27 protein-coding genes and 2 tRNA genes are annotated in these 26,876 nt (G+C 45.2%); 24 read left to right on the forward strand and 5 right to left on the reverse strand.

Annotation, left to right across the window (positions count from 1 at the left end; all coding sequences use genetic code 11):
* Positions 1–21: 21 nt before the first annotated feature.
* From B4C70_RS08815 to B4C70_RS08825, 3 genes are all read right to left on the reverse strand, one after another.
* Complete coding sequence (locus B4C70_RS08815) at positions 22–591, reverse strand: 5' nucleotidase, NT5C type (RefSeq protein WP_251137900.1); 570 nt, start codon at positions 589–591, stop codon at positions 22–24.
* Positions 592–689: 98 nt separating this feature from the next.
* Positions 690–1,799: a flavodoxin-dependent (E)-4-hydroxy-3-methylbut-2-enyl-diphosphate synthase gene (ispG, locus tag B4C70_RS08820; RefSeq protein WP_035409173.1), complete on the reverse strand. Its 1,110-nt coding sequence runs from the start codon at positions 1,797–1,799 to the stop codon at positions 690–692.
* 167 nt (positions 1,800–1,966) lie between these two features.
* Positions 1,967–2,452 (reverse strand): hypothetical protein, encoded by a 486-nt coding sequence (locus B4C70_RS08825; protein ID WP_290778556.1) that lies wholly within the window; start codon positions 2,450–2,452, stop codon positions 1,967–1,969.
* A 207-nt stretch (positions 2,453–2,659) separates the two neighbouring features.
* Between B4C70_RS08825 and B4C70_RS08830 the strand changes: the two genes are divergently transcribed.
* The 22 genes from B4C70_RS08830 (at position 2,660) to B4C70_RS08935 (ending at position 24,869) form a co-directional block, all read left to right on the forward strand.
* Complete coding sequence (locus B4C70_RS08830) at positions 2,660–4,303, forward strand: Na/Pi cotransporter family protein (RefSeq protein ID WP_290778559.1); 1,644 nt, start codon at positions 2,660–2,662, stop codon at positions 4,301–4,303.
* A 126-nt stretch (positions 4,304–4,429) separates the two neighbouring features.
* Positions 4,430–4,503, forward strand: a tRNA-Met gene (locus tag B4C70_RS08835).
* 11 nt (positions 4,504–4,514) lie between these two features.
* Positions 4,515–4,588 (forward strand) — tRNA-Ile (locus tag B4C70_RS08840).
* Between the two features lie 115 nt (positions 4,589–4,703).
* Positions 4,704–6,164 (forward strand): alpha-amylase, encoded by a 1,461-nt coding sequence (locus B4C70_RS08845; protein ID WP_290778562.1) that lies wholly within the window; start codon positions 4,704–4,706, stop codon positions 6,162–6,164.
* Between the two features lie 93 nt (positions 6,165–6,257).
* A complete protein-coding gene (locus tag B4C70_RS08850; protein WP_035409166.1) occupies positions 6,258–6,866 on the forward strand; it encodes a superoxide dismutase in 609 nt (202 codons plus the stop codon).
* Between the two features lie 133 nt (positions 6,867–6,999).
* Positions 7,000–9,072, forward strand: a complete 2,073-nt coding sequence (locus B4C70_RS08855; RefSeq protein ID WP_056060174.1) for a peptidoglycan D,D-transpeptidase FtsI family protein — start codon at positions 7,000–7,002, stop codon at positions 9,070–9,072.
* Between the two features lie 226 nt (positions 9,073–9,298).
* A complete protein-coding gene (locus B4C70_RS08860) occupies positions 9,299–10,243 on the forward strand; it encodes a PstS family phosphate ABC transporter substrate-binding protein (RefSeq protein WP_290754778.1) in 945 nt (314 codons plus the stop codon).
* Positions 10,244–10,332: 89 nt separating this feature from the next.
* Positions 10,333–11,274 (forward strand): phosphate ABC transporter permease subunit PstC, encoded by a 942-nt coding sequence (pstC, locus tag B4C70_RS08865; protein WP_035409160.1) that lies wholly within the window; start codon positions 10,333–10,335, stop codon positions 11,272–11,274.
* A gap of 1 nt (position 11,275) precedes the next feature.
* Positions 11,276–12,184, forward strand: a complete 909-nt coding sequence (gene pstA, locus B4C70_RS08870; RefSeq protein ID WP_035409158.1) for a phosphate ABC transporter permease PstA — start codon at positions 11,276–11,278, stop codon at positions 12,182–12,184.
* A gap of 95 nt (positions 12,185–12,279) precedes the next feature.
* Positions 12,280–13,056: a phosphate ABC transporter ATP-binding protein PstB gene (pstB, locus tag B4C70_RS08875; RefSeq protein WP_052019099.1), complete on the forward strand. Its 777-nt coding sequence runs from the start codon at positions 12,280–12,282 to the stop codon at positions 13,054–13,056.
* Positions 13,057–13,074: 18 nt separating this feature from the next.
* A complete protein-coding gene (phoU, locus tag B4C70_RS08880; RefSeq protein WP_035409154.1) occupies positions 13,075–13,737 on the forward strand; it encodes a phosphate signaling complex protein PhoU in 663 nt (220 codons plus the stop codon).
* Positions 13,738–13,844: 107 nt separating this feature from the next.
* Entirely contained in the window at positions 13,845–14,576 is a 732-nt protein-coding gene (locus tag B4C70_RS08885) for a DUF4912 domain-containing protein (RefSeq protein ID WP_290778564.1), read from the forward strand.
* A gap of 32 nt (positions 14,577–14,608) precedes the next feature.
* A complete protein-coding gene (locus tag B4C70_RS08890; protein WP_290778566.1) occupies positions 14,609–16,792 on the forward strand; it encodes a 1,4-alpha-glucan branching protein domain-containing protein in 2,184 nt (727 codons plus the stop codon).
* A 104-nt stretch (positions 16,793–16,896) separates the two neighbouring features.
* A complete protein-coding gene (rpmG, locus tag B4C70_RS08895) occupies positions 16,897–17,046 on the forward strand; it encodes a 50S ribosomal protein L33 (protein WP_012369771.1) in 150 nt (49 codons plus the stop codon).
* A 57-nt stretch (positions 17,047–17,103) separates the two neighbouring features.
* A complete protein-coding gene (locus B4C70_RS08900; protein WP_029341067.1) occupies positions 17,104–17,649 on the forward strand; it encodes a 5-formyltetrahydrofolate cyclo-ligase in 546 nt (181 codons plus the stop codon).
* The gene (locus B4C70_RS08905) at positions 17,643–18,422 is read left to right on the forward strand and encodes a DUF92 domain-containing protein (RefSeq protein WP_290778569.1); all 780 of its coding nucleotides are present in this window, start codon (positions 17,643–17,645) and stop codon (positions 18,420–18,422) included. The genes B4C70_RS08900 and B4C70_RS08905 overlap by 7 nt, the downstream gene beginning before the upstream one ends.
* A gap of 165 nt (positions 18,423–18,587) precedes the next feature.
* Positions 18,588–19,544 (forward strand): L-lactate dehydrogenase, encoded by a 957-nt coding sequence (locus B4C70_RS08910; RefSeq protein WP_029341069.1) that lies wholly within the window; start codon positions 18,588–18,590, stop codon positions 19,542–19,544.
* 255 nt (positions 19,545–19,799) lie between these two features.
* Positions 19,800–20,309, forward strand: a complete 510-nt coding sequence (locus tag B4C70_RS08915) for a GNAT family N-acetyltransferase (protein WP_023467548.1) — start codon at positions 19,800–19,802, stop codon at positions 20,307–20,309.
* 159 nt (positions 20,310–20,468) lie between these two features.
* Positions 20,469–21,506 carry a M42 family metallopeptidase gene (locus B4C70_RS08920; protein ID WP_029341070.1) on the forward strand — a complete coding sequence of 346 codons (1,038 nt, stop codon included), beginning with the start codon at positions 20,469–20,471 and terminating at the stop codon, positions 21,504–21,506.
* Positions 21,490–21,693, forward strand: a complete 204-nt coding sequence (locus B4C70_RS08925) for a YqgQ family protein (protein ID WP_238239173.1) — start codon at positions 21,490–21,492, stop codon at positions 21,691–21,693. Before B4C70_RS08920 ends, B4C70_RS08925 begins: the two co-directional genes overlap by 17 nt.
* 83 nt (positions 21,694–21,776) lie before the next feature.
* Positions 21,777–22,727, forward strand: a complete 951-nt coding sequence (locus B4C70_RS08930; protein ID WP_290778578.1) for an ROK family glucokinase — start codon at positions 21,777–21,779, stop codon at positions 22,725–22,727.
* A 216-nt stretch (positions 22,728–22,943) separates the two neighbouring features.
* Positions 22,944–24,869: an LTA synthase family protein gene (locus tag B4C70_RS08935; protein ID WP_290778581.1), complete on the forward strand. Its 1,926-nt coding sequence runs from the start codon at positions 22,944–22,946 to the stop codon at positions 24,867–24,869.
* Positions 24,870–24,973: 104 nt separating this feature from the next.
* Here the strand turns inward: B4C70_RS08935 and B4C70_RS08940 are convergent, their stop codons facing one another.
* Positions 24,974–25,153: a DUF2759 domain-containing protein gene (locus B4C70_RS08940; RefSeq protein WP_023467553.1), complete on the reverse strand. Its 180-nt coding sequence runs from the start codon at positions 25,151–25,153 to the stop codon at positions 24,974–24,976.
* Positions 25,154–25,321: 168 nt separating this feature from the next.
* Here B4C70_RS08940 and B4C70_RS08945 point away from each other — a divergent pair, with 168 nt between their 5' ends.
* Positions 25,322–25,939 carry an MBL fold metallo-hydrolase gene (locus tag B4C70_RS08945; RefSeq protein WP_290778584.1) on the forward strand — a complete coding sequence of 206 codons (618 nt, stop codon included), beginning with the start codon at positions 25,322–25,324 and terminating at the stop codon, positions 25,937–25,939.
* A 41-nt stretch (positions 25,940–25,980) separates the two neighbouring features.
* Here the strand turns inward: B4C70_RS08945 and B4C70_RS08950 are convergent, their stop codons facing one another.
* On the reverse strand, positions 25,981–26,244 hold the full coding sequence (locus B4C70_RS08950) for a DUF2626 family protein (RefSeq protein WP_023467555.1): 264 nt from the start codon (positions 26,242–26,244) through the stop codon (positions 25,981–25,983).
* Between the two features lie 224 nt (positions 26,245–26,468).
* On the opposite strand from B4C70_RS08950, the gene B4C70_RS08955 reads away from it, so the two are divergent.
* A complete protein-coding gene (locus B4C70_RS08955; protein WP_023467556.1) occupies positions 26,469–26,855 on the forward strand; it encodes a Spx/MgsR family RNA polymerase-binding regulatory protein in 387 nt (128 codons plus the stop codon).
* The last annotated feature ends 21 nt before the right edge of the window (positions 26,856–26,876 follow it).

The following is a 26,876-nucleotide window of genomic DNA, read 5'->3' on the forward strand; positions in this document are numbered from 1 at the left end:
ACTTTTTGGGGAGCATATCATTTAACGAATCGGTGCAAATTTTTGAATCTCTTGAACGGCCTCATTCCATGAAGCGACACGAATAACATTATTCGGTACGGCTTTACGGTTATAAGGTGCGTCGAACAAAATCACAGGGATGAATGTATCTTCTGCGATCTGCACAGCATTCTCTAATCGATCTTCCATAAACAAATCGAGTGATAAATCACGGACGACTTGTACTTTGTCGTGTGATCCCGTCATGATTAAGGAATCAAGAGGAAGTTCATGTTGTTTGATCCACTCTTCAGTTACAGGACGAACGAGTTCCGATCGTGCTGTCACGTAATGGAGATCATATTGCTTCCGCAAATTCCATAAGTGGTGGCGAACATGTTCTTGAGGGATGGACTCACGATAAATTCCTGTCTCGTGACCGGAGTTCACCATGTAGTCCCAAAATTCGATTTGATTCATATCCGTATACGTATGCAATTCATATTCAGACGCCTGATTGAAGTCAATCGACGTTCCGAGATGTTTATTCATATAAGTGAAGCAAGAGGATGGATGTGTGATCGTTCCATCGATGTCGATTCCAATTTTCATTTACAGTCACCCACGTTCTAAGAATTTTTCTTCACTTAGTATAACATAGTCGAAATCGAGATACGAAAAAAGACTCCTCATCAAAGAGGAGCCCTATCTTATACGTGATTTGCTTTTTCGGCTTCTTTTTCAGCCTGTTTTTCGAGGACGATGGCATCGATCTCTTTTTTCAATTCTTCGACCATTGTTGCTTCTGGTACTTTACGAATGATTTCTCCGTGACGGAACAACAATCCTTCGTTGCGAGCGCCGGCGATACCGATATCGGCTTCACGTGCTTCACCAGGACCGTTGACTGCACAACCAAGAACAGCAACTTTGATGTTCGCTTGGATATTTTCGATGTAGTCTTCGATTTCTGCAGCGATCGACATCAAATCGATTTCGATCCGACCACATGTTGGACATGAGATCAATGTCGCCGCGTTGGCTGCGAGACCAAATGATTTCAAGACTTCTTTTGCGACTTTTACTTCTTCGACAGGGTCTGCTGAAAGAGATACACGAACCGTGTTTCCGATTCCGCGTGAGAGGATCGCTCCAAGTCCTGCTGCTGATTTTAATGAACCAGAACGAAGTGGACCCGATTCCGTAATCCCGACGTGAAGTGGATAGTCAAACGATTCAGAAGCAAGTTGATATGCTTCAAGCGCCAACTGAACGTCTGATGCTTTCAATGAAACGATGATGTCATGGAAGTCGAGATCTTCAAGGATCTTGATGTGGTGCAAGGCACTCTCGACCATACCACGTGCTGTTGGATAACCGTATTTTTCGAGAATGTGCTTTTCGAGTGAACCAGCGTTTACCCCAATCCGGATTGGGATGTTTTTCGCTTTTGCTGCTGTCACGACGGCTTCGACTTTTTCGCGGCGACCGATATTACCTGGGTTGATCCGGATTTTATCGACGCCAGCTTCGATCGCCATGAGCGCGAGTTTATAGTTGAAATGGATGTCTACGACAAGCGGAATGTTGATTCGGCTTTTGATTTCTGCAAGTGCGAGCGCATCACGTTCTTCTGGACAAGCGACGCGGACGATTTGGCAACCAGCTTCTTCAAGACGTAGGATTTCAGCGACTGTCGCTTCGACGTCGTGTGTTTTAGTTGTCGTCATACTTTGGATGATGACTTCATTATTTCCACCAATGACAAGGTCCCCTACACGAACGGGACGAGTCTTAGAGCGATGGACCATTTTCGGCATATCGAAAATCTCCTTTTGTGGCATACCGCCATATTGTTTATGTTTACCTTTTCTATCATATCGAACTATTCCCTAAAAATCGAGAAACAAGAACGAAAATCGAACATTTACAATTGTTTAATGAAAGTAAGGCGTCCGTCAATCCGTCGGACGCCTGATTTTGATACTCATCGAGATTTACGTGACGCGCGAGGTTTCGGGGAACGGGCGATCCATAATGGCGCCAACGTGTAAACGAAGTGCCCGAGGATAAGTAAAGCGACTCCTATTTGATGATGCCCCAATTGGTAAAGAAGCATGCCAAGGGGGAAGGTCCATAGATTCGTTGCAACTGTGTAAGGGAACGTCTGACGATATGCCCATGGGCGGGGGAGTAACAGACGAACGAATCCTTTCGTCAGATATGCCATCAAGAGCAAATACAGTAAGACCGCAATAGCGATGAAGATGAAGTGGAGAACGAACCAAATCACGATTGGAATATCTTTTTGTAAAAAGAAGGAATCGATAATCGTCGTCCATAGTGAAATCCAAGCCAATCCACAGAAATACAAAGAAACATCTGATAGACGAAGTCGTAAAAACGAGCGGTTTGGAATTAATGAAGTTTGTAAGTAATTAATGAGTTGACGTAAAAAAGACAAGAGTATCACTCTTTTCATTGTTTTATAACAGAATTTTAAATTTTATTAAATGCTTAAAAATAAAGGTTTTTTTGTAATAGTACAGATTAATAAAACCTTAACAATCGGATGTCGTAAAAACTATTTACAAGTTCATTAGACCTTTACATAATAGGGGAGTCGAAAAAATAAACTTTACAAACACATCAATCCACATCAAATAAAGGAGCTGGCAAGATGAACTATGATTTGCAGGAAATGATTTTCACCTTCATCGGTGGACTTGGGATTTTCCTTTTCGGTATTAAGTATATGGGAGATGGTCTCCAAAAAACAGCGGGAGACCGATTACGTTATATCCTCGATAAGTATACGACGAATCCACTATTAGGTATCTTAGCAGGTATCGTAGTCACGATACTGATTCAGTCGTCCTCCGGGACGACCGTTATCGTCGTTGGACTCGTTAGTGCGGGTCTGATGAATTTACGACAAGCGATCGGTGTCGTCATGGGAGCGAACATCGGTACGACGATCACGGCCTTCATCATTGGCTTCAATGTTAAAGAAGCGGCACTTCCCGCTATCGCCATTGGTGCTTTTTTGATCTTTTTCTTCAATAAAGAACGTGTTCAGTATATCGGACAGGTTTTCTTTGGTTTCGGTGCGTTGTTCTACGGTCTCACATTGATGGGGGACGGGATGGCTCCACTTGAATCAAGTGCTTGGTTCCGTGAATTGACTGTCTCGATGTCGGATAATCCATTACTTGGTGTCTTCGTCGGAACGATCTTTACTGTTCTTGTCCAGTCGTCGTCAGCAACGATTGGTATCTTACAGGAGTTGTACGCTGGTGGCATGATCGATATCAAAGCGGCACTACCGGTCTTGTTCGGGGATAACATTGGAACGACGATTACGGCAGTACTTGCAGCACTTGGTGCGTCGATTGCAGCTAAACGGACAGCAGCGGCACACGTCATCTTCAACATTATCGGGACGATTTTGTTCTTGATCGCATTACCAGTGTTCTCTAGCTTCATTGCGTGGATCACAGGTGCGCTTGGTTTAGAACCAAAAATGCAAATCGCCTTTGCACATGGAACGTTCAATGTCGTCAATACGTTGATTCAATGTTGGTTCATCGCGCAAATCGCATGGTTTGTACAAAAAATCGTACCGGGTACGGATACGACGATCGATTCAAAACCGCGTCATCTCGATCAAAACATCTTGAACCAATCTTCGGCACTCGCATTAAATCAAGCAAAGCTCGAAGTATTGCGAATGGGAGAATTCTCGAAAGACGCACTTGCGAAAGCGCACCGTTACACGCAATCGCATGATAAGAAGGATGTATCGGAATCAGAGCAGATTGAATACGCGATCAACCACTTAAATACAGAAGTCACGAGTTATCTTGTCAAAGTAGCCGCACATGATTTATCAGAGCGTGAATCAAATGATCATTCGCTACTGATGCATGCTGTCAATGACTTCGAGCGGATCGGTGATCATGTCGAGAATATCGTTGAATTAATCGACTTCCAGATCGTCAACCGGATTCAGTTCACCACATCTGCGAAGCGAGAGCTTGATGAGATGTATGTCCTGACACAAGAAATCGTCGCTTGTGCGATTCGCGCCGTCGAAGAAGACGATGTCACACGGGCTCGAAAAGTTCTTGAACTTGAAGGGAAACTTGATGCACTCGAACGTTCATTCCGTAAGCATCATGTACTTCGCGTGAATGCTGGTGAATGTACAGGACAAGCGGGAATGATCTTCGTCGACTTACTTTCAAACCTTGAACGAATCGGCGATCACGCTGTGAACATCACGGATCTCGTCCTTGAACAGCGGACAGCATTAATGAACTAAGCGTAGACTTATTTTAAAACAGCTGATTTCGAAAAAAATGAAATCAGCTGTTTATTTTTTTGAAATAGCATATTGACAAGTTTCGTCACATCTCGTAATCTAATAAGAGTAAGAAACATACATCATGGCGGTGTAGCTCAGCTGGCTAGAGCGTACGGTTCATACCCGTGAGGTCGTGGGTTCGACTCCCTCCGCCGCTACTATTACTTAAGGACCCTTAGCTCAGCTGGTTAGAGCTGACGGCTCATAACCGTCCGGTCGCAGGTTCGAGTCCTGCAGGGTCCATTTGGTTGAACGCTTCTCGTTGCAAACGGGAAGCGTTTATTTTTGTTCGCTCGGGGAATAGTAAAGGTATTGTAATAATATTCATACTATAGTAACTAAGGGAGAGCGAAGAGAGATGGAACGTAACCATACGATGATGCAGTTTTTCGAGTGGCATGTAGAGAATGATGGAAAGCACTGGCAACGTTTGAAAGAACGAGCGCCTGAATTGCGTGCTGCTGGCATCACGTCCGTGTGGATTCCACCAGCATCGAAAGGTCAGTCGGATGAAGATACAGGATACGGCATCTATGATGTCTATGACTTAGGCGAGTTCGATCAAAAAGGAACGGTCCGGACGAAATATGGCACAAAGGATGAGCTAGTCGAAGCAATCGAAGTTGCTCATGAAAACGATATCGCTGTTTATGCGGATGTTGTCATGAACCATAAAGCTGCAGCAGACGAACTCGAGACGATTAAAGTAGTGGAAGTCAATCCAGAAGATCGATCGAAAGAAATTTCAGAAGAGTTTGAAATCGATGCGTGGACGAAGTTTACTTTCCCGGGTCGTAATGGAAAGTATTCGGATTTTGTCTGGACGCACGAATTCTTCAATGGAACGGATTTTGACGCACGCGAAGAAAAAACAGGGATCTTTAAGATTTCCGGAAAAAATAAGGATTGGAACAACCAAGTAGATGATGAGTTCGGCAATTATGACTATCTCATGTTTGCAAACATCGACTACAATCATCCGACGGTACGGGAAGAAATGATTCGTTGGGGACACTGGTTCAAGGACACGATCGATTGCCAAGGTTTCCGTCTTGATGCGATCAAGCATATCAACTATGAGTTTGTCCGTGAATTCGCGAAATCGATGATGGAAAGCAGCGAAGGCGATTTTTACATGGTCGGCGAGTTTTGGAAGTCAGATCTCGACGATTGCCGTCATTTCCTGGACAGTGTCGACTACACGATCGATTTGTTTGATGTTCCGCTTCATTATAAGTTCCATGAAGCTTCTAAGCAGGGAGAAAAATTTGATTTAACGACATTGTTTGCGGATACGCTCGTCGAGTCGCATCCGACGAATGCCGTGACGTTCGTCGACAATCACGATTCACAGCCTGGCGAGTCGCTAGAATCATGGGTGGATGACTGGTTCAAGCAACATGCCTATGCAGCGATCTTGTTACGTAAGGACGGATATCCATGTGTCTTTTACGGGGATTACTATGGCGTCCAAGGACCGACCCCTGTCGAAGGAAAAAAAGAGATGATCAATGCCCTGCTCTATACGCGCTATCATAAAGCATACGGAGAACAACAAGATTATCTTGATGACCCGCACTGTGTAGGCTGGGTTCGTCTTGGTGTCGATGAAATCGAGAACTCAGGTTGTGCCGTGTTGCTTTCGAACGCCGACATGTGCGAGAAACGCATGTTCGTCGGTGAAGAGCGAGCGGGTCAAGAATGGTTCGACTATACAAACCATCAAGATCATCCAGTCGTGATCGACGAAGAAGGATTTGGTGTCTTCCCGGTACCGGGCGGAGGCGTCTCTGTTTTTGCTCCGCGAGAAGTCGAGTAAATCCGAGGGTCTTGACTTGCGTCAACACAGGTACTTTTGCTAGTCTTAAAGGGTATTGAAGTTTTCGAAAATAGCACAAAGGGGGACATGAACATGTCAAAATTTGAATTACCAGAACTCGGCTACGCTTATGATGCGCTTGAGCCACATATCGATGCTCGTACGATGGAGATTCACCACACGAAACACCACAACACGTATGTCACGAACGTGAATACGGCGCTTGAGGGTACAGAACATGAAGGAAAGTCACTTGAAGAACTTCTTCAAAACTTGGATGCTCTCCCAGCAAACATTCAAACTGCAGTCCGTAACAACGGTGGCGGTCACTGGAACCACTCATTCTTCTGGAAATTGCTGAAGAAGAACGATGGCGCAGCTCCGACAGGAGAACTCGCAACAGCAATCGACGAAGCATTCGGATCATTTGATGCATTCAAAGATGCGTTCGCAAAAGCAGCAACAACTCGTTTCGGTTCTGGTTGGGCTTGGTTGATCGTTGACGGTGGGAAATTGGCAGTCGTTTCGACTCCAAACCAAGATACACCAGTCATGGAAGGCAAAACGCCAATCCTTGGTCTTGATGTTTGGGAACATGCATACTATCTCAACTATCAAAACCGTCGTCCGGATTACATCAATGCATTCTTCAACGTCGTTGATTGGGACCACGTAGCGAAGCTTTACGCTGACGCGAAGTAATGGAAAGAAGCGTATCGTTCAATTGTGAACGATACGCTTTTTTTAATGCGGAAAATCATGGGATAGGTTGTTATGGAAAGTTTCCTTCTATATAATGAAACAAGATGACTTTTGAACGATAGGGGAGTACGCCATGGCTAAACGAATCACCGTACGAGGAAGACGGCGTAATCATCTGCCGCTTCGTCTGAATTTAATGTTCTTCGTCGTTTTTTTATTGTTTGCGATTTTGATTTTCCGTCTAGGAGTCGTTCAAATCGTCAATGGTGAAAAAATTTCGCGGGAAGTCCAAAAAACGGAGATGACTGCATCAAAGTATGAAGTACCACGTGGTAAGATTTATGACCGGGATGGTCGTCTACTTGTCGATACAATTTCTAAATACTCCATTGTATATCGTCGCGCACAATCGACGAAAGTAGATGAACGTATTGAAATCGCGCAGCGTCTCGCAGCAATCATTGATCTACCTAAAAAAGACTGGAAAGTCACGGAACGTGACATCAAGGATTTTTGGGTCGCGACGAACACGGAAGAATCGGATCGTCGTTACCAAGCAGCAGTGAAAAAGAAGTATCCTTCGACGGAAGCGCAAAGTAAGCTTTCGATTGCGGAACAAGATCAAATCCGCCTGGATGCGATCACGAAAAAAGATATCGATTATGATGACAAGACAATGGAAGTCATTGCGATCAAACATAACATGGAAGTCGGTTATGCACTTGATCCACAACTCGTCAAGCTCGGTGCGTCTGCAAAAGAGATGGCAATCATCGATGAAAATTTAGAAGATTTGAAAGGTGTATCGGTTGAACCGTTTTACGAACGCTCTTATCCGTATGAAGGAACACTTCGCAATATCTTCGGAAAGTACTCGAAGATTCCGGCAGAACAACAAGCGGAGTTCAAAGCAAAAGGATATAGTTTGAATGATCGTGTCGGGACTTCGTTCCTTGAGCAACAGTACGAAGATCTTCTGCGCGGGAAACCGGCATACGATGTGTACGAAACGTTTAATGGAGAACCGGTCGGTGATCCAAAACGTGAAGAAGGCGAGTCCGGGAAGGACCTCGTTCTAACCGTTGATGCGGAATACAATAAAAAAGTAGATCAAATCATGCAACAAGCGATCAAAATGGGTCGTGGCATGGGTAGTCGTTATTTAAAAGAAGGATATGCCGTCGTCATGAATCCACAAACTGGTGAGATTTTAGCGATGTCAGGTCAAAAGCTTGATCCTTCGACTGGGAAGTTCACGGATGTAGCGATTAATAATGTCTTGACGTCTCTTCAAATCGGTTCAACGATCAAGGGTGCGACAGTTGCGATGGGACTACAGGAAGGTGTCATTCGTCAAAACGAAGTCATCAACGATGCGCCGATCACAATCGGAGGTACAAAAAAAGGATCATATGTTAACATGGGACCGATTACGGATTTAACGGCGCTTGAGCGCTCGTCGAACGTCTATATGTTTAACATTGCGATGCGGATGGCGAAATATCCGAGCAATGGGATTGCTGGTGCGAGCGTGGATGGAGCAGCTGCCATCATGCAGAATTACTATAGTCAGTTCGGTCTTGGGGTGACGACAGGTGTTGATTTGCCTTACGAAGCAAAAGGTGTTCAAGGGACGCCAGACCGTGTCACGTTGTTGATGGACCGAGTCATTGGTCAGTACGATGCCTTTACGCCGCTTCAAGTCGCGCAGTACATTTCAACACTTGCGAACGGTGGTTATCGAGTTCAGCCTCACTTCTTAAAAGAAGTATTGGCGTCGAACTCGATTGAAAAGGGTACGAAAAAAGTCGATTACAGCTTTAAAACGAATTATCTGAACCGGATTGAAGTCAGTCAAGATAATATTGATCATGTCCGGGAAGGGTTGCACCGTGTTGTAAAAGGTGAGCGTGGTACAGCCAAAGTCATCGCACAAACTGGAATCGATGCTGCAGCAAAAACAGGTACTGCACAGGTCAGCGTCTATGGGGATGACGGAATCGCCTTACGTGACGGAAGCGGGCAACCGGTTCGTTCGTTGAACTCGAATCTTGTCGGTTGGGCACCGTATGACAATCCAGAGATGGCTTGGGCCGTGTTCCTTCCTTACATGGAGCAAGAGACTGTTAACTCGAAAATCGGTCATGATCTTGTCAAAGCGTACTTCAACGTTAAGGACGTACCGTGGCAAACTAAACCAAATTAACTAGAAACTAAGCGAGAGTGAGCAATCACTCTCGTTTTTTTTGTTTGTATTGACCTTTTTTTGTAATGGATTTCGAATTGTAAACACTAAAAAACACGCCTTTACAATTCTTTTACGTTGGATTCATTTCGTTTTAATAGTTCATCCGTAGTATAAGTCTTGTAAGGAAAACGGATAAAAAGTCGTAGCATCGTCAGCGACATACTTTCGAGGAGGAAAATTAATCATGTCTTGGATGAAAAAAACAGCACTCATTACAACGGTAGCATCAATCGCAGTAGTGGGGGCAGCATGTGGTAACGATAAAGGCGGTTCTGCTAGTTCATCTGATTTAAAAGGGAAAATCGCAATCGACGGTTCTTCTACAGTCTTCCCGATCATGGAAGCTGTCGGTGAAGAATATTCAACGGAACAACCTGACGTAAATGTCACAGTCGGTGTCTCTGGTACGGGTGGCGGATTCAAACGCTTCGTCGTCGGTGAAACGGATCTCTCGAACGCATCGCGTGAAATTAAAGAAGAAGAAGCAGCTGAAGCTAAGAAAAACAACATCGAATATACAAAACTTTCACTTGCATATGATGGTCTAACTGTTGCAGTCAGCAAAGATAATACATGGGTAAAAGAACTCTCGCTTGATCAACTCGAAAAGATTTGGCTCGACCCAAACGTTAAGACTTGGAAAGATGTTGATTCTTCTTATCCGGCTGAACCACTGAAGTTCTTCAGCCCAGGGAAAGATTCAGGAACATTCGACTTCTTCTCTGAGAAAGTACTTGAGAAGAAAGACATGCGTAAAGACGTTCAACTGTCTGAGGACGATAACGTACTCGTCAAAGGGGTTGAAGGAACGAAAGGTGCGATCGGTTACTTCGGTTATGCCTACTACGCTGAAAATAAAGATAAGTTAAAAGAAGTACCACTTTCAGCTGAAGGAAAAGATGCTGTCGATCCAACACCAGAAACAATCAAAGATCTATCTTACCCGTTGTCACGTGAAATCTACACGTACGTCAACAACAAATCACTGAACGATAAAAAACAGGTGGCAGACTTCGTGAAATTCGCGAACGAAAACGCTGGAGATTTAGCTGAAGAAGTCGGTTATATCAAAATGCCACAAGATCGTTACGATGAAAACACAAAAGCAATCGAAGATGCAATGAAATAATCATCGAGTCATGAGGATGGCCCAACCGGGGAAGTCTGTACCGGTTGGGTCCCGTTCTCATGTCAAGAAGGAGTAGGGAGCGAAGAAGGATGAATTCAACACCCAATAAATCGGTTCGCGAGCTGATTCAACAGAACCGACAGCAAAAATTCAGTGTGAAAAACGTCATGGAACGCATCATGCCGATCGTTTTATTTCTGTGTGCGTTCGTCTCGGTCGTTACGACCATCGGCATCATTCTCACGTTAGTCATTGAAACCGAGCATTTCTTTGAAGTCGTTCCGTTCAAGGAATTTTTCGGCAGTACGAGCTGGTATCCACTGAACTCTCAACCAGAGTATGGGATTTGGCCGCTTGTCGTCGGTACACTTGAGATTACCGTGATTGCGATGCTAGTGGCCGTGCCGATCGGCCTCACGTCTGCGATTTATTTAAGTGAGTATGCGTCAGACCGTGCACGCCGCATCTTAAAACCGATTTTAGAAGTCTTAGCTGGTGTTCCGACGATCGTTTTCGGATTCTTCGCGTTGACGTTCGTCACACCACTACTCGTTAAATTAATTCCAGGCATTCAAATCTACAATGCGCTCAGTCCGGGGATCGTCGTCGGGATCATGATCATTCCAATGATCGCCTCGATTTCTGAGGATGCGATGAGCTCTGTCCCGAAAAAAATTCGTGACGGTGCGCTCGCTCTTGGTTCGACACGTCTTGAAGTCGCATTAAAAGTCGTTGTTCCCGCTGCCTTGTCCGGAATCATTGCTTCAATCGTACTCGGAATGTCTCGGGCAATTGGTGAGACGATGATCGTGACGATCGCTGGTGGTTCGAATCCGACAGCTGCTGTTAATCCACTCGAGCCGGTCCAGACGATGACTGCGTATATCGTTCAGGTCGCTTTAGGCGATGCTGGATTTGGAACAGTTGAATATTACAGTATCTATGCGGTTGGTACGCTCTTGTTCGTCTTTACGTTATTGATGAACTTACTCGCGAACTGGATCACACGCCGCTTCAGAGAGGAGTATTAAGATGGCCTTACCAGAAAAGCAACCTGTCACAAAAAAATTCATCGACCCGGTCGCAGTTAAGAAATCCATTAGCCAACGCCTCGTCGTCAACAATGTAACGAAAGTCATTTTCCTCGTCGGTCTGTTTTTCGGTCTCGTCGTCTTAGGTATTCTCCTATTCGGCGTCATCCGTGACGGTGCTTCGTGGTTATCACTTGAATTTCTACAAAACGCACCATCTCGTCGTGCGGAACGTGCCGGAATCTATCCAGCGTTAATGGGATCGATCTTCTTGATGCTCCTGATCATCCCGATGATTTTCATCATTGGTGTTGGAGCAGCAATTTATTTAGAAGAATATGCAAAAAAGAGTCGGATGACATCGTTCATCGAGGTCAATATCTCGAACCTCGCAGGTGTTCCGTCGATCGTCTTCGGATTACTCGGATTAACGTTCTTCGTCCGTAATATGGGCTTTGGTTCGACGTTGATTGCTGGAGCTTTGACACTCGCATTGATGAGTCTTCCGGTCGTCATCGTTTCTTCTCAAGAAGCAATTCGCGCCGTGCCACAAGCGATGCGCCATGCATCACTCGCACTCGGTGCATCGAAATGGCAAACGACGTTCAAAGTCGTTCTTCCGGCATCACTTCCGGGAGTCATTACAGGAATCATCTTAGCTGTATCCCGAGCAATCGGTGAGACAGCACCGTTGATCATGGTCGGAGCTGCCATTTTCATCGCCCGTGCGCCAGAAGGGATCTTCTCAGAGTTCACGGCATTACCGATTCAAATCTACAACTGGACAAGTCGTCCACAAGCGGACTTCCAAGGTCTTGCAGCAGCAGGAATCATCATCTTGATGGTCATTCTCTTGACGATGAACTCGCTTGCGATCTGGATCCGGAACCGATTTTCTAAACGCTATTAATCGAACGAGATAGAAGGGATTTCTTTTAAGGAGGAAGACAGATGATGGATACGAAGCTGAATACGAAATCAGTCGTCACAGAAGGGGCAGAGCGTATGAACCAACCAGTAGTAGCACGCGAGAGCGTCTATAACGTTAAAAATTTAAATTTATGGTACGGTGACGATCACGCGCTTAAAGATGTCAATCTTGATATCAAAAAAAATGAAGTTACGGCAATTATTGGACCGTCAGGATGCGGTAAATCGACATTCATCAAAACATTGAACCGGATGGTCGAACTCGTTCCGATCGTGCGGACGAATGGTGTCATTGAGTATCACGGACGTAATATCTTTGAAAAAGAGTATGGTGTTGAAGAATTACGGACGTCTGTCGGAATGGTCTTTCAGCAACCGAATCCATTCCCAAAATCAATTTACGATAACATCGCATATGGTCCACGTGTCCATGGCGTTAAAAACAAAAAAATCCTTGATGAGATCGTGGAACGTAGTTTACGCCGAGCAGCGATTTGGGATGAAGTCAAAGATCGCTTAAATGAAAATGCCTATGGTCTTTCGGGTGGTCAACAACAACGTCTCTGTATCGCGCGTTGCCTCGCGATCGAGCCGGATGTCATTTTGATGGATGAGCCGACATCGGCACTGGACCCGATTTCTACATTAAAAGTAGAAGAACTCGTCCAAGAGTTGAAATCGGACTACTCAATTATCATCGTCACGCACAACATGCAGCAAGCTGCACGTGTATCTGACAAAACAGCATTCTTCTTGAATGGTGAAGTCGTCGAGTTCGATCAAACAGACCGGATCTTTGGAAATCCGACCGACAAACGGACGGAAGATTACATTTCAGGACGATTCGGATAAGAAGGGGAGACGAGACGAATGGCAGCGAACCGTACAATTTTTGGAGAAAACCTTGCAATACTCGATCAAAAAGTCTTTTTACTAGCACGAAAAACGATGCAACAAATCGCAACGACAGCAGAGGCGCTCGAAAAATATGATCAAGATATCGCTCGTGGTGTCATTGCGAACGACAATGAACTCGATGATCTTGAACTCGAAATCAACGATGATGCGATCCTCTTAATCGCGAAGCAACAACCAGTTGCGACGGATTTACGACGGATCATCACGGCGATGAAGATTTCATCGGATCTTGAACGGATTGCAGATTATGCGGGGAATATTTCAAAAGCGGTTCTACGTGTCGAAACATTCCCGTATGTCATCGATATCTCGTTGTTGAAGGAAGCGTTCGAGACATTACTGGATATGACGGAAACTGCAATCGTCGCCTATCGTGATGGAGATGTCGAAAAAGCAAAAGCACTGTCTGATCTCGATAACGTCATTGATGAGACGACATATAAGGCACTTCGCCAGTACATGCGTCATATGTCACTTCAGCCGATCGTCGTCGATGAAGTCATGCAATTCACGAATATTTGCCGCTACATCGAGCGGATGGGTGATCATTTGACGAACGTCGGAGAGCATCTGATCTATCTCGAAAAAGGAAAACATTATGATTTAAACGGATGAATCAAGTAGGCAGGAGGAATTTCCTCTGCCTACTTTTTTTGTAAAGGGATTCGAAACACGTTTGTAGAATAGGAAAGAAGTGAATAATGACAGAGAGGTGATTGGGAATGGGAATGCTTGAGCAAATCATTAAAATGAAGGAACAAGGGCTGACAACAAAACAAATCGCAGCTCAATTGGATACGACTGAAGGAAAAATCAAATATGCTTGGACCAAATATCGTAAATCGTTAACAGAACAACCTTCTGTAGCAGCGCCGAAAGTAAAATCAAAAACGGTCAAGCAGACGAAAAAGTCGACTGCACCGGTATTAGACGTCGTACCGTCTGTGCAAGTGGTACCTTCGCTCGAACGCGACGCGTTTGGAATGGCGACACATTACGAGGATGATATCCTCCATGTCATCGTTCAGTCACCGACAGCGTTATACGTCTACTGGGAATTATCTGAACTGTCGAAACAGTTGCTAGAGACGCACTATCACACGACGTTTGATTCGTTTCGTAAAGAATTACGCATCATTGATGTCACGCTTGTTGAATACGAACAAGGACAGGCAAATCGGACGTATCAATTCGAGCTACCGGAAATGACGAATGCTTGGTTCGTTCGACCAGTCGCCCCGAATACTACATACATCATTGAATGGGGCATTCAAACGATCGACGGGGACTTTGTTCCAGTACTGCGTTCAAAACCAGTCGAGACGCCACGCGACGAACCGGTCACGGATGGACGGTTCGCGGAAGTCGTGCATCATTGGCAATACGGAGAGGTCGAACAACCGGAATGGGTCGAGGTATTACGTCCTTATTCCTATTTCGATCGCGTCCGGTAATGGAATTAGAGAGAGGGAAAGGAAGAGATGCTATGCGAAAAGGATATTTTTCACTCGTCTTACATGCACATTTACCATATATCCGTCATGAAGAGGCGCATCGTCTAGAAGAACGGTGGATGTATGAAGCGATTTCAGAAACCTACATCCCATTATTGTGGGAGGTCGATCGCTTGTCACGTCCGCTCGGCTGGACGGTCAGCATTTCGCCACCCGTCATCGAGATGCTTGCCGATCCATTGATTCAAGAGCGGTATATCGAGCATATCGAGGATACGTTACGTTTGATTCGCCAGGAACTAAAACGAGAGCTTGCTCAAAAGGAACGAGATGCGCTTCTTTTCTATCAAGACCGTTATCAAGACTTATTGAATACGTTCCTTCACTGGGAAAAAGATTTGAACCGCGCATTCCGTCATTACAAGGAGCAAGGTTATCTTGATTTGATTACCTGTACGGCGACGCACGGATTCAGTCCGCACATGTTGTCCGAACAAGCGGCACGTTCTGAAATTCAGACAGGATTGAACTGTTTTGAACGTCATTACGGATTCCGTCCAACTGGTCTTTGGATGCCAGAGTGTGGGTATACGCCAGGACTTGACCGTATTTTGTACGAAGAGGGCATTCGTTATACATTCGTTGACGAACATTCAATCTTAAACGCGGATCCGTCACCGAAACACGGAATCGGAGCACCCGTCTATTCGCCGCACGGTGTGGCACTTTTCCCGCGTGATCAAATCATTTCCGGAAAAATCTGGAGCTCTGTCATCGGATACCCGGGTCATCCGGATTACCGCGAGTTTTATCGTGACCTTGCGTACGATCGAGAGTGGGATCAAATCGCTGAGTTCATGCACCCAGAGGGACTACGTTATGATACAGGGTTGAAATTACATCGCGTAACAGGAGAAACGGATCAAAAAGACTATTACGTCCGTGATTGGGCATGGCAACGGACAAGTGAGCACGCAGCAGACTTCGCACAAGCACTCGGTGAACATTTAGATGCGCATCAAGGACAAAACTTCCCACCATTCCTTGTCACAGCACCATTTGATGCCGAATTGTTCGGTCACTGGTGGTTTGAAGGTCCCGACTTCCTCGGTAAAGCGATGGAACGTTTAGAAGATCAAGGAATTGAGTCGATTTCACCGGCGATCTTCCTCGAACGTCACTTCCAAGACATCGACACGGCACATGTCGCGATGGGAACGTGGGGACGAAAAGGCTACGCGGAAGTCTGGATCAATGAACGGAATGACTGGATGATTCGTCATCTCCATCAACTTGAGAAGAGACTAGCAGGTGTCGTAGCCCGAAATCGTCATCAAGATGCGTTGACTGTCAAAGCAAAGCGTCAACTCATTCGAGAATACCTCCTCGCTGTCTCGAGCGACTGGCCGTTCATCCTCGATGGACAGACGACAGCTCAATATGCTGCGAATCGTTTCCGGGAGCACATCCTACGTTTTGAAGAAACGGAGCGTCGCCTGGATGCTGAGGAGCTGACGGTGGAATGGTTGGATGATCGATATCGCGAATATCCTTTCCTTCAAGATTCAGATATTGAACCGGATGTCTTCTTGACAGCACATGATTACTACGTGGCAGTGAAGCGTGAGAAATCTTGGAATACAGACGCCATCTTATTGTTCGTCCGACAATATGATGCGTCAGACCGACCAGCCTCGGAGCTCGCTCGACGGCTCGCTGCTGCTGGTGAGAATGTCTATGTCGTCACGGAACATCCAGAGGCGTATCGATTTGAAGAGGGCGTTCATGTTTACGGAGTGCAAGTGACGGGTCTACCGCTCGTTCAGACTTATAACCAATTGGCGGCTCTAAACTTAGCCTTCTTACGTCAAGCGCAAGCCTTGAGTAAGATCGTTGATTTCGCAGTCATCCACAATTTCAACATGGAGACCGCATCAGCTGCCCAAGCCATCGCTAAGATCAAAGAGTTGCCACTCGTCAGTAACGTCTACGATGTCGAAAGTGAGCGTTCGCCTGATCGTTCAGGCGGTCTAGTCGTTGCTTTAAAACGACTTGAAGGAGACGCGTTGCGCCAATCAGCAATCGTTTATCTAGAACGAGAAGAGTCACGTCACGGGGTGGAACAAGAGTATCACGTCGAAAAGAAGCCGTTGCGTTTTGAAGAGAACCTTGAAAAACCATATCAACACGTGACGAATCCGAAAAAGAACGGATGAACAGTTGCAATTCCTTTTCTTTCTTGGTACGATACTTGAGTATGCTTAACCTTATGTAAAGCAAAATCACTTGATACATCGAGAGCTAGATAGGAGGGAATCCCATGCGCGTTAAAATCACATTAGCTTGCACTGAAACTGGTGACCGTACTTATATCACTAAAAAGAACAAGCGTAACAACCCAGAGCGTCTTGAGTTGAAGAAATACAACCCACGTCTCCGTAAGCACACACTTCACCGTGAAGTGAAATAATTGAGATGGAAGCCGTCACTTCGTGTGATGGCTTTTTTTGTAGAAAGGAAGACAACTATGAACAAACAAGAAGTACGCCGTCTGATCAAAGAACGACTAGATGTGATGGAGAACCGTGCGGAAAAGGAACGATTGATTCACGAACATGTCTTGTTACTACCTGAATGGCAACAAGCGACCTGTGTCGCGATCACGTTAGCTTTTCGAAATGAATGTGATACAAGAATGCTGATTGAACAAGCGTGGCAAGAGGGCAAGACGGTCTTGATACCAAAAGTAGTCGGAGACGAGATGGTCTTTTATGAACATGGACCAGAAGATCAACTGCAAGCAAATCAGATGGGGATTGCTGAACCGATCGCTTCAGCACGTCGCGCCTCACTTGATCAAGCAGAGCTTTGCCTCGTTCCGGGTCGCGCCTATCGTCGGGACGGCTATCGTTTAGGATGGGGAGGAGGCTATTACGATCGTGCACTCGTGCCATATACAGGATGTAAAGTATCGATTGCCTTTTCTGAACAACTTCTTCCAGATTTCGAAGTGGAAGCCTTTGATATCCCCGTTGACTTGATCGTCACTGAATTAGAGGTCATCCGATGTTGAGCGCGACCATTTTGTTTTGTCTATTGCTTGCTTGGACCGGACGATCTTTTCGTTTATTGACGACAAGTGGTGCTATCATGACCCTGCTCGTCGGTAGTGGTGTCTCATTCGGATTCGGTTGGCAAGGATTAGTAGTACTCTTACTCTTCTTTGGTAGCTCGAGTCTGTTATCGAAGGTCGGACGATCTAGAAAACAATCGGTCGACTCCATCGTTGAGAAAGACGGCGCGCGTGACGGATGGCAAGTCCTTGCGAATGGAGGGGTAGCGTTCGTTGCTGCCTTAGCGTATGCCATGACGATGGATTTTGCGTATCTCTTGTTATTTCTATTCGTCATCGCAGCATCGAATGCTGATACGTGGGCATCTGAAATCGGACCGCTCTCAAGACGTGATCCGTGGTCTCTCAAAACGTTACGACGGGTACCAGCAGGAACGAGTGGAGCGATGTCGCTGATTGGAACGATCGGTACGATCGCAGGAGCTGCGTTCATCGCTGTAGCAGCGCATTGGATATTTTCTCTTTCTTTAAGACACGTCTTACTCGTAACAAGCATCGGTGTACTCGGGAGCCTACTGGATACACTATTTGGAGCGGTAGGGCAACGCGTTTACCGATGTACGGTTTGTGGGGAATACACGGAAAAGCGAGAGCACCATGGTCAACCGACAGCTTACGTTTCAGGCATTCGATTTTTAGGGAATGATGTTGTCAATGTCTTAACGAGTGGTTTGGCAAGCGGAATCGGGTTTATCATCGTTCGATTTTGGTAACTGGAAAGTATGTGAGCATGTAATTCCTTATGTTAGGATATCAATGACACAAAATGGACAAATGTGATTAATTTCACATGATACAAATAATGTGAAAGATGTTACAATTTACTTGTGAGATAGTTAACAAACTTTTAGGACGAATGGAAGGGTGGACATAACGATATGGAATTACATGCGAAAGTGACACGAGTAGCCCTCATTGGAGCTGGTGCAGTCGGTTCAAGCTTTGCCTATCAGATGTCAACAGCTGGACTTTGTGAAGAACTTGTCATCATTGATGTCAACAAAGCCAAAGCAGAGGGCGAGGCAATGGACTTAAACCACGGAACACCATTTAGCTCTTCACCGATGCGAATATGGGCTGGAGACTACGCGGACTGCCGCGAAGCGGAAGTCGTCGTCATCACGGCAGGCGCTCCACAAAAACCAGGTGAGACAAGACTCGATCTCGTTGCAAAGAATGCGTTGATCATGAAAGAAATGATTCGTCAAATCATGGATTCCGGTTTTGATGGTATCATCGTCGTGGCTTCTAATCCGGTTGATATCATGGCGCATCTTGCCTGGAAATATTCTGGTCTTCCGAAATCCCGCGTATTTGGATCAGGAACGGTGCTTGATACAGCGCGCCTGCGTCAAATGCTCGGAGAATACTTTCACATTGATTCCCGAAATGCCCATGCCTATATTCTTGGCGAACATGGTGATACGGAATTCGCTGCCTGGAGTAACAGCCGCATTTATGGAAAAACGATTGATGAACTACTTGCTGAAGACGATCGTTATTCTCAAGCAGATCTTGATCAAATCTACATCAACGTCCGAGATGCTGCTTATCATATTATCGAGCGCAAAGGGGCAACCTATTATGCGATTGGGCTTGGGCTCGTTCGGATCGTTCGTGCCATCCTCGGAAATGAGAACTGTCTGTTGACGGTCGGTGCGCATGTCGATGGTCAGTATGGAATTTCCGGTATCCATATTGGAGTTCCTGCCATCATCAATCGTCAAGGTGTGCGTGAAATCATTGAAGTCTCATTGACGGATGAAGAGTTGAAGAAATTCCATCATTCTGCTGATGTATTGCGTCAGACGCTTGAACCCGTCTTACAAGGATAATCGTACGAATCATGATGAAGGTGTTACGAAATAAAGTAGCAAAAAACTCAAGTGTCGGACCTGCTTCATATTGTCCACACTTGAGTTTTTTTGATGTGGAGAACAAACACGTTAATAATTACATCTATTCGTCCGGTAGTAAAAAGAGAAAAATCTAGGTTTTATTTTACTAGAAAAGGGTTAAGTAAGAGATAGAAGGGTTTTTACGTCATTTTTTGTACGTCATGATACCCAAAAAGGAGAGAACCGACAGTCATGTATACTTTTCGAAAACTAACTAAAGAGGATGCAGAACAATACTGGAATCTACGCCTTGAGGGATTAAAAAATCATCCAGATGCATTCGGTCATTCGTTTGATGATGAACAGCAAACCCCGCTCCGCGAAGTACAAGAAGGACTTGAGGGAGAACCCGACTCCGATGAGGTTTGGCTTGGTATGTTCGACGGTGATACATTGTTTGGGTTTGGTCAGGTCAAACCATATGAATTGTCACGTGAATCGCATAAAGCGATGATTTCCGGAGTATACGTATCACCTGAATATCGTGGGGGTACTGGTCGCGCTCTGATGGAAGCCTTAATCGAGGAAGCGAAGAAGTTACCGGACGTCGAGCAAGTCATTCTTGCCGTTTTATCAGGGAACGAAGCCGCACAAAATCTTTATGAGTCGCTCGGTTTTGAAGTATATGCCGAAGATCCAGATTCCGTAAAATTAGAAGACGGCACATATCGTGATGATATTTGGATGAAGAAGTACGTCTAAGTTCTTGAGATGGTGTGGAAAGAAGCTGTAGCAAAAAAGCGCTACAGCTTTTTCGCATGGTATCCGTAGGATATCAGTATCGGCAAAGAATGAATATTTGTTATCATGAGAACAAAGCGGATGTCACGTCGTAGTCCGATTGAAAGGGAGCGAATGAACATGAAAGAAGTCATACGTACGATTGAAGAGCTTGTCTCGATTCCGAGTCCAACAGGTTCGACAAAAGAAGCTATTACATATGTAGAAAAACGATTGGTAGCAGAAGGGATCACGTATCGAAAGCTTGAAAAAGGAGCGATTTTAGCGACACTACCTGGTGCTTCAACGCGCACGCGGTTACTGACGGCACACGTCGACACACTAGGAGCGATGGTGAAAGAAATTTTACCAACAGGACGACTTCGTTTATCACAACTGGGGGGATATGCTTGGACAGCGATCGAAGGTGAGAACTGTCTCATTCACAAGATGGACGGTCAAACGATTTCAGGTACGATCGTGTTCCACCATTCGAGTGTTCATACGTCGCGCGAGACGAACAAAACGGAACGATCCGCTGATAATATCGAAGTACGGCTCGATATCCGTTCGACGACAGCAGAAGAGACGCGCGTCGCGGGGATTGAAGTAGGAGACATCGTAACGTTTGATCCGCGATTCCTCTATACGGAAACAGGATTCGTGAAGTCGCGCCATCTCGATGATAAAGCATCTGTTGCTTTGTTGCTTGAATTGATCAAGGAATGGAAAACAATCGAGCTACCACACACGGTCCAAATCCTGATTTCAAATTACGAAGAAGTCGGATTCGGTGGAAATGCTGGATTCACGGAAGAAGTCGCAGAATACATCGCGGTCGACATGGGAGCACTAGGAGAGGGGCAACACTCCGATGAATTCACAGTCTCTATTTGTGCCAAAGATGGTTCTGGTCCGTATGACTTAGCTTTACGCCACCAGTTAACACGCTTAGCACAACGTAATAGCATTCCATATAAAGTTGATATCTATCCGTTCTATAGCTCGGATGCCTCGGCAGCAGTAAGTGCGGGCCACGACGTCCGGCACGGATTGTTCGGTCCGGGAATCGAATCGAGTCATTCGTACGAACGTACGCATGAGACGTCGTTACAAGCGACGTATGATTTGCTACATGCCTATGTAAAGGAGCCGATGGTCGATGAAGACACTGTATGACGTACAGCAGTTACTCAAGACATACGGGACATTCATCTATCTTGGGGATCGAGCGTCCGATATCGCGATGATGATGCTTGAACTCGATGAACTACAAGAAGCAGGCGTTTTGGAACAACGACAGTACGATTCAGCAAAACTAATCTTGCGACATGAATTAAAGCGTTCACAATCCGATGACATTTAAGATTGTGCAACCCTTTGCGCAAACGGGTTATGTCCGGTAAAATGAGGAAGCAGACATTATATGAGTATAGGGGAGACGAAGCAATGAAATGGTTACTCGGCATTGATATCGGCGGAACGACAGTCAAGATGGCAATTTTGGATTTGCAAGGGATCATCGTAGAAAAGTGGGAAATCGAGACGGTCATTTTGAATGATGGCGTACAAATTCCTGGAGATATCGCAAAATCCTTCTTTGAGAAGTGTCAAGAGAGCAATAAACGACCAGAAGATTTCGTCGGAGCGGGCATCGGTGCGCCGGGATTCATTGATTTCAATACAGGTGTCGTTGAGAAAGCGGTCAATATCGGTTGGAATAACTTTGAACTCATCGGTGAATTCGAACGTTTGACGGGTTTACCGGCTGTTATTGAAAATGATGCGAACGCAGCGGCAATCGGTGAGATGTGGAAAGGTGCCGGTAGTGGGGCAACCGAACTCCTTGCGGTCACGCTCGGTACGGGTGTCGGTGGTGGTCTGATCACGAACGGACAAATCGTGCATGGTACAGTCGGAATGGCTGGAGAAATCGGTCATATCACGATGTTGCCTGAAGGTGGCGTCCTATGTGGATGTGGTCGCAAAGGATGTCTTGAGACGATCGCGTCAGCAACAGGGATTGCCCGTCTTGGTCTTGAGAAGCGCAAAGGGAAGGAAACATTACTCAACGACATCAAGGCAGTGACGGCGAAAGACGTATTCGAAGCGTATGAGAAAGGAGACCGGATCGCCACGGAAGTCGTAGAAGAAGTGACGTTCTACCTCGGTCTTGCCATCTCCAACTTAGCAAACAGTATCAACCCGGAAATCATCGTCATCGGTGGTGGTGTCTCAAAAGCGGGCGAGACATTGCTTGCACCACTCCGTCAACAGTTCGAACGCTTCGCTTTACCACGGGTTTTCGGATCGACGACGTTCAAGATTGCCGAGCTTGGAAACGATGCCGGAGTCATCGGCTGTGCATGGCTTGCGAAGCAGATGTTTCTCAAAAAATAATAATATTCAATTTCAGTAAAAGGTTCGCTTCGGCGAATCTTTTTTTTGTTTACAAACGTACAGTAATTATGTGATTGTTAAGTATCTTCCGGATTCCAGTTGCATTTTTGTAAAACTAAGCGTAAAATTTTCACGTGATATGGGTATATGTAAATTATGATGTAAGTTGTGTGAACTGAAAGCAGAAAGCACATGTAAATTAGGAGGCAGGTTTTTATGCAGCAAGACGCAAACATCTGGTCGCGAATGCGCCTAAAGATGGGTCAAGGCGTTCGCAGCACCTATAAAGAGCACAAGCTCTTTTGGATTGCGACCTTATTGATTTGGTTAAAAACGTATTTAGCGTATACACTTTTCTTCAACGTTCCCGTAACAAACTCTGCGCAAGCATTCATTCTACTAATTAACCCAATTAGTTCAGCGCTCTTCATGTTTGGGTTTAGCTTCTTCTTCCGAGGAAATGTTCAAAAATGGTTCATCTACGGCACATTGTTCGTCGCGACACTTATTTTATATGCGGACATCATTTTCTTCCGCTTCTTTAATGACTACCTGACGTTGCCGGTATTGTTCCAAACATCAAATGCAGAGACCATTTCTGCATCGCTCGGTTCACTTTTAAACTGGTCCGATTTATTGATCGTCGGTGACTTGATCATCTTACCGTTCTTCTTACGGAAAATGGACATGTCAAAAAATGTTGCGTCACGTGGACGCGCGATTCTCGCATTCGTTGCAGCAGTTGTCGTTTTCCTTGGAAACTTGACGCTGGCTGAAACAGAACGTCCAGAATTGCTCACACGTGCCTTTGACCGAGAATTGCTTGTTAAAAACATCGGAACATTTAACTTCCATATGTATGACGCACTCATTCAGTCGAAGACATCTGCGCAAAAAGCACTCGCGGACAGTTCTGAACTGTCGGAAGTTCAAAGCTTCATTGATTCAAAACATGCTGAACCGAACCCAGCTATGTTTGGAAAGTACAAAGGAAAAAACGTCATCGTCGTTTCCTTTGAGTCGGCACAATCCTTTGCAGTTGGATTAAAGGCACCAAACGGACAAGAGATTACACCGAACCTGAATAAGTTGATTAAGGAATCGCATTCATGGGATAACTTCTATCACAATACAGGACAAGGGAAAACGGCAGATGCTGAGTTCATTCTTGAGAACTCGATCTATCCACTTGGACGCGGTGCAGCATTCTTTACGAACGGAGAAAACGAATTCCGGGCAACTCCTGAAATGTTGAAAGAAGATGGCTATTATTCAGCTGTTTTCCATGCGAACAACAAATCGTTCTGGAACCGAGACATCGTCTACAATAGCTTTGGCGTCGATCGTTTCTTCTCAGAGACGGATTATGACTTAGGGGATCCAGCAGATTTGACGGAGTGGGGCTTGCTCGATGATAAATTCTTTGAACAGTCATTGCCGATGTTGAAAGATTTACCACGTCCGTTCTATTCGAAGTTCATCACATTGACGAACCACTATCCATTTGAGATGCCAAAACCAGAAGATGAACTTGTACCACCGCTTGAGACAAGTTCTACAACGCTGAACCACTACGTTCAGGCACTAGCGTATCAAGATATGGCACTCGGTAAATTCATCGAGGGTCTGAAAAAAGATGGTACGTGGGATGACACGATCTTCATGGTCTATGGCGACCACTATGGTATCTCGACGAACCATAATGCCGCGATGGCAGAACTTATGAACAAAGATGAGTTGACGCCGTATGATGTCGCACAATTGCAACGTGTGCCGTTCGTAATCCATTTACCGGGTCAAACGAAAGGTGTCAAACATGAAGACGTCGCGAGTCAAATCGACATTAAACCGACATTGCTTCATCTGTTAGGACAAGATTTCAAGAATGAAGTGTTGTTCGGTACCGATCTCTTCTCGAAGCAGCACAAGGATTATGCGCTGTTCCGCGATGGCTCTGTTGTAACAGATAAGACGGTCTATACGCAGGAAACATGTTATGATCGTCAGACTGGTGAAGAAGTGAAAGACGGTGAGCTAGCGGAGATGTGTAAACAATCTACGAAGCAATCTGAGAAAGAATTAGGTCTTTCAGATAAAGTCATCTATGGTGACTTGCTCCGTTTCCTTCAAACTTCAAAATAAGATGAGGAAAACGAATCTACTTTCGAGTGGATTCGTTTTTTTTTTGTAGAAAGACAACTAAAAAGAGAGATGCACGAGGCCTCTCTCTTTTTAGCGTATCTTGATTACGATGGAATACCGCCGTAAATCAATGTCGCAATCCCGAACCAGCCGAATAAGACGACAGTCAGACCTGCGAATACGAGTGGAAACATTTGGCGTTTCTTAAGTGAACGAACGACGGCCCAAACGCCGACGAGTGCGACGAAGAAGAAAAGCCAACCGATTGGTTGATCCAAATGCATGACGTACTCCCCCTTAAACAATCACGTTATGAATTTCACGAAGATTTCACTTAAATCTCACTTTTTAGTTTATCCGACTCGCGGGATAAAGTCGAGAGGACGTTGCAGGAACTTTCGACAATTTCGTGTATAGTAGGGAAAGAGTCTATTGCAAAGGGGTTTTATAGAATGGAAATCGTAATGATCACTTCTGGTATGGCATCTGAGAATGGTTATTTGTTATTTAAGGACAAAGAATGTCTCGTCATTGATCCGGGAACGGAGGATATGCGTTTTTTCGATGAAATTGAAAGTCGAGGAGCTACCTTAAAAGGAATTCTCCTGACGCATGCCCATTTTGACCACATCGGAGGTGTCGATATGTTACGGCGCTTCACGGAAGCACCGGTGTATGTCCATACGGAAGAAGCAGGTTGGCTCGGTAATCCGGAATGGAATGGTTCAGCAAAATTCGGTATGCCGCCGATGCGGATGAAACCAGCAGATCATCTGTTGCAACCAGGACGATTGACGATCGGTAGCTTTTCGATGCATGTTCTTGAGACGCCAGGGCACTCACCAGGAAGTGTGACGTTCTACTTTAAAGGAGAGCGAATCGCGTTCGGTGGAGATCTTTTGTTCCAGAAAGGCGTCGGACGAACGGATCTCTATGGTGGGGATCAAGACGTGCTGATGCGTTCGCTCGATCGAATCATCGCGGAATTACCAGCAGATACGACGGTCTATCCAGGGCACGGTCCGAGTACAACGATTCGTCAAGAGATGAAATCGAATCCATTCCTCTGACAAAAAAACTCGCCATCCGAAAGGATGACGAGTTTTTTTCATTACATCTGGAAGTTTGACCAGTACGTAAAGACGATGAAAAATACAGTTAAGTAAGCTCCAAAGATATAGACATACGTTTTTTCAGTTAAGCGCAAGTAACCAAGCGCTGCAAAAAAGACAGTTTGTGCTAAGAAGACGAAGCCCATGACTAAAAATGAATCCGTATGCTCACTTGAGCTTGCATCGCCACCCAATGCGCCGATAAATGCCATGACTGCGATAATACCAGTCCAGAAACCGAGTACGCGGTACATTCTCCCCATTCCTATAACCCCCTAAATCCGACAGATAGTCAATATACGTACTTATTTTACCAAGCAAACAATCATTCGTCTATCCTGTTCTAGTGATTGTTAAGTAATAACTGTGAACAAAAGATGAAGTTTCAAAAAAAGTTGTACAATAGTTGTACAAAAGATGTACAAGGTCAAAATGGCATGCTATAGTAACTGTAATGAAACCCCACACTTTGAGAGGAGGAGCAAAAATGACGAATGAACTAGTCTTTTTCACATATCCAAGTTGTACATCATGTCGTAAAACGAAATCATGGTTAAAAGAGGAACATGTTGATGTAGAGGAACGTCATCTGTTCAGAAATGCTCCAACAGTTGATGAACTCATGGAACTGTTGAAATTATCGACGGATGGGATTGAAAGTTTGCTCGCAACACGCAGTCAAGCCTTCAAAGATCTCGGCATTGATATTGAAGACATGAAACTCAGTGAGTTATTACGCCTCATGAGTGACAATCCGAAATTATTACGCCGTCCAATCATCACTGATGGAAAACAACTTGTTATCGGATACGATAAACCAGGTCTTGAGACATTGGCGAAGCGTAAACATCGGACAATTGCACACGTATCGTAAAGAAGCCGGTTTGGTCGGCTT

Origin of the sequence: Exiguobacterium sp. UBA5002 (assembly GCF_002396765.1) — a bacterium.
GTDB lineage: Bacteria > Bacillota > Bacilli > Exiguobacteriales > Exiguobacteriaceae > Exiguobacterium_A.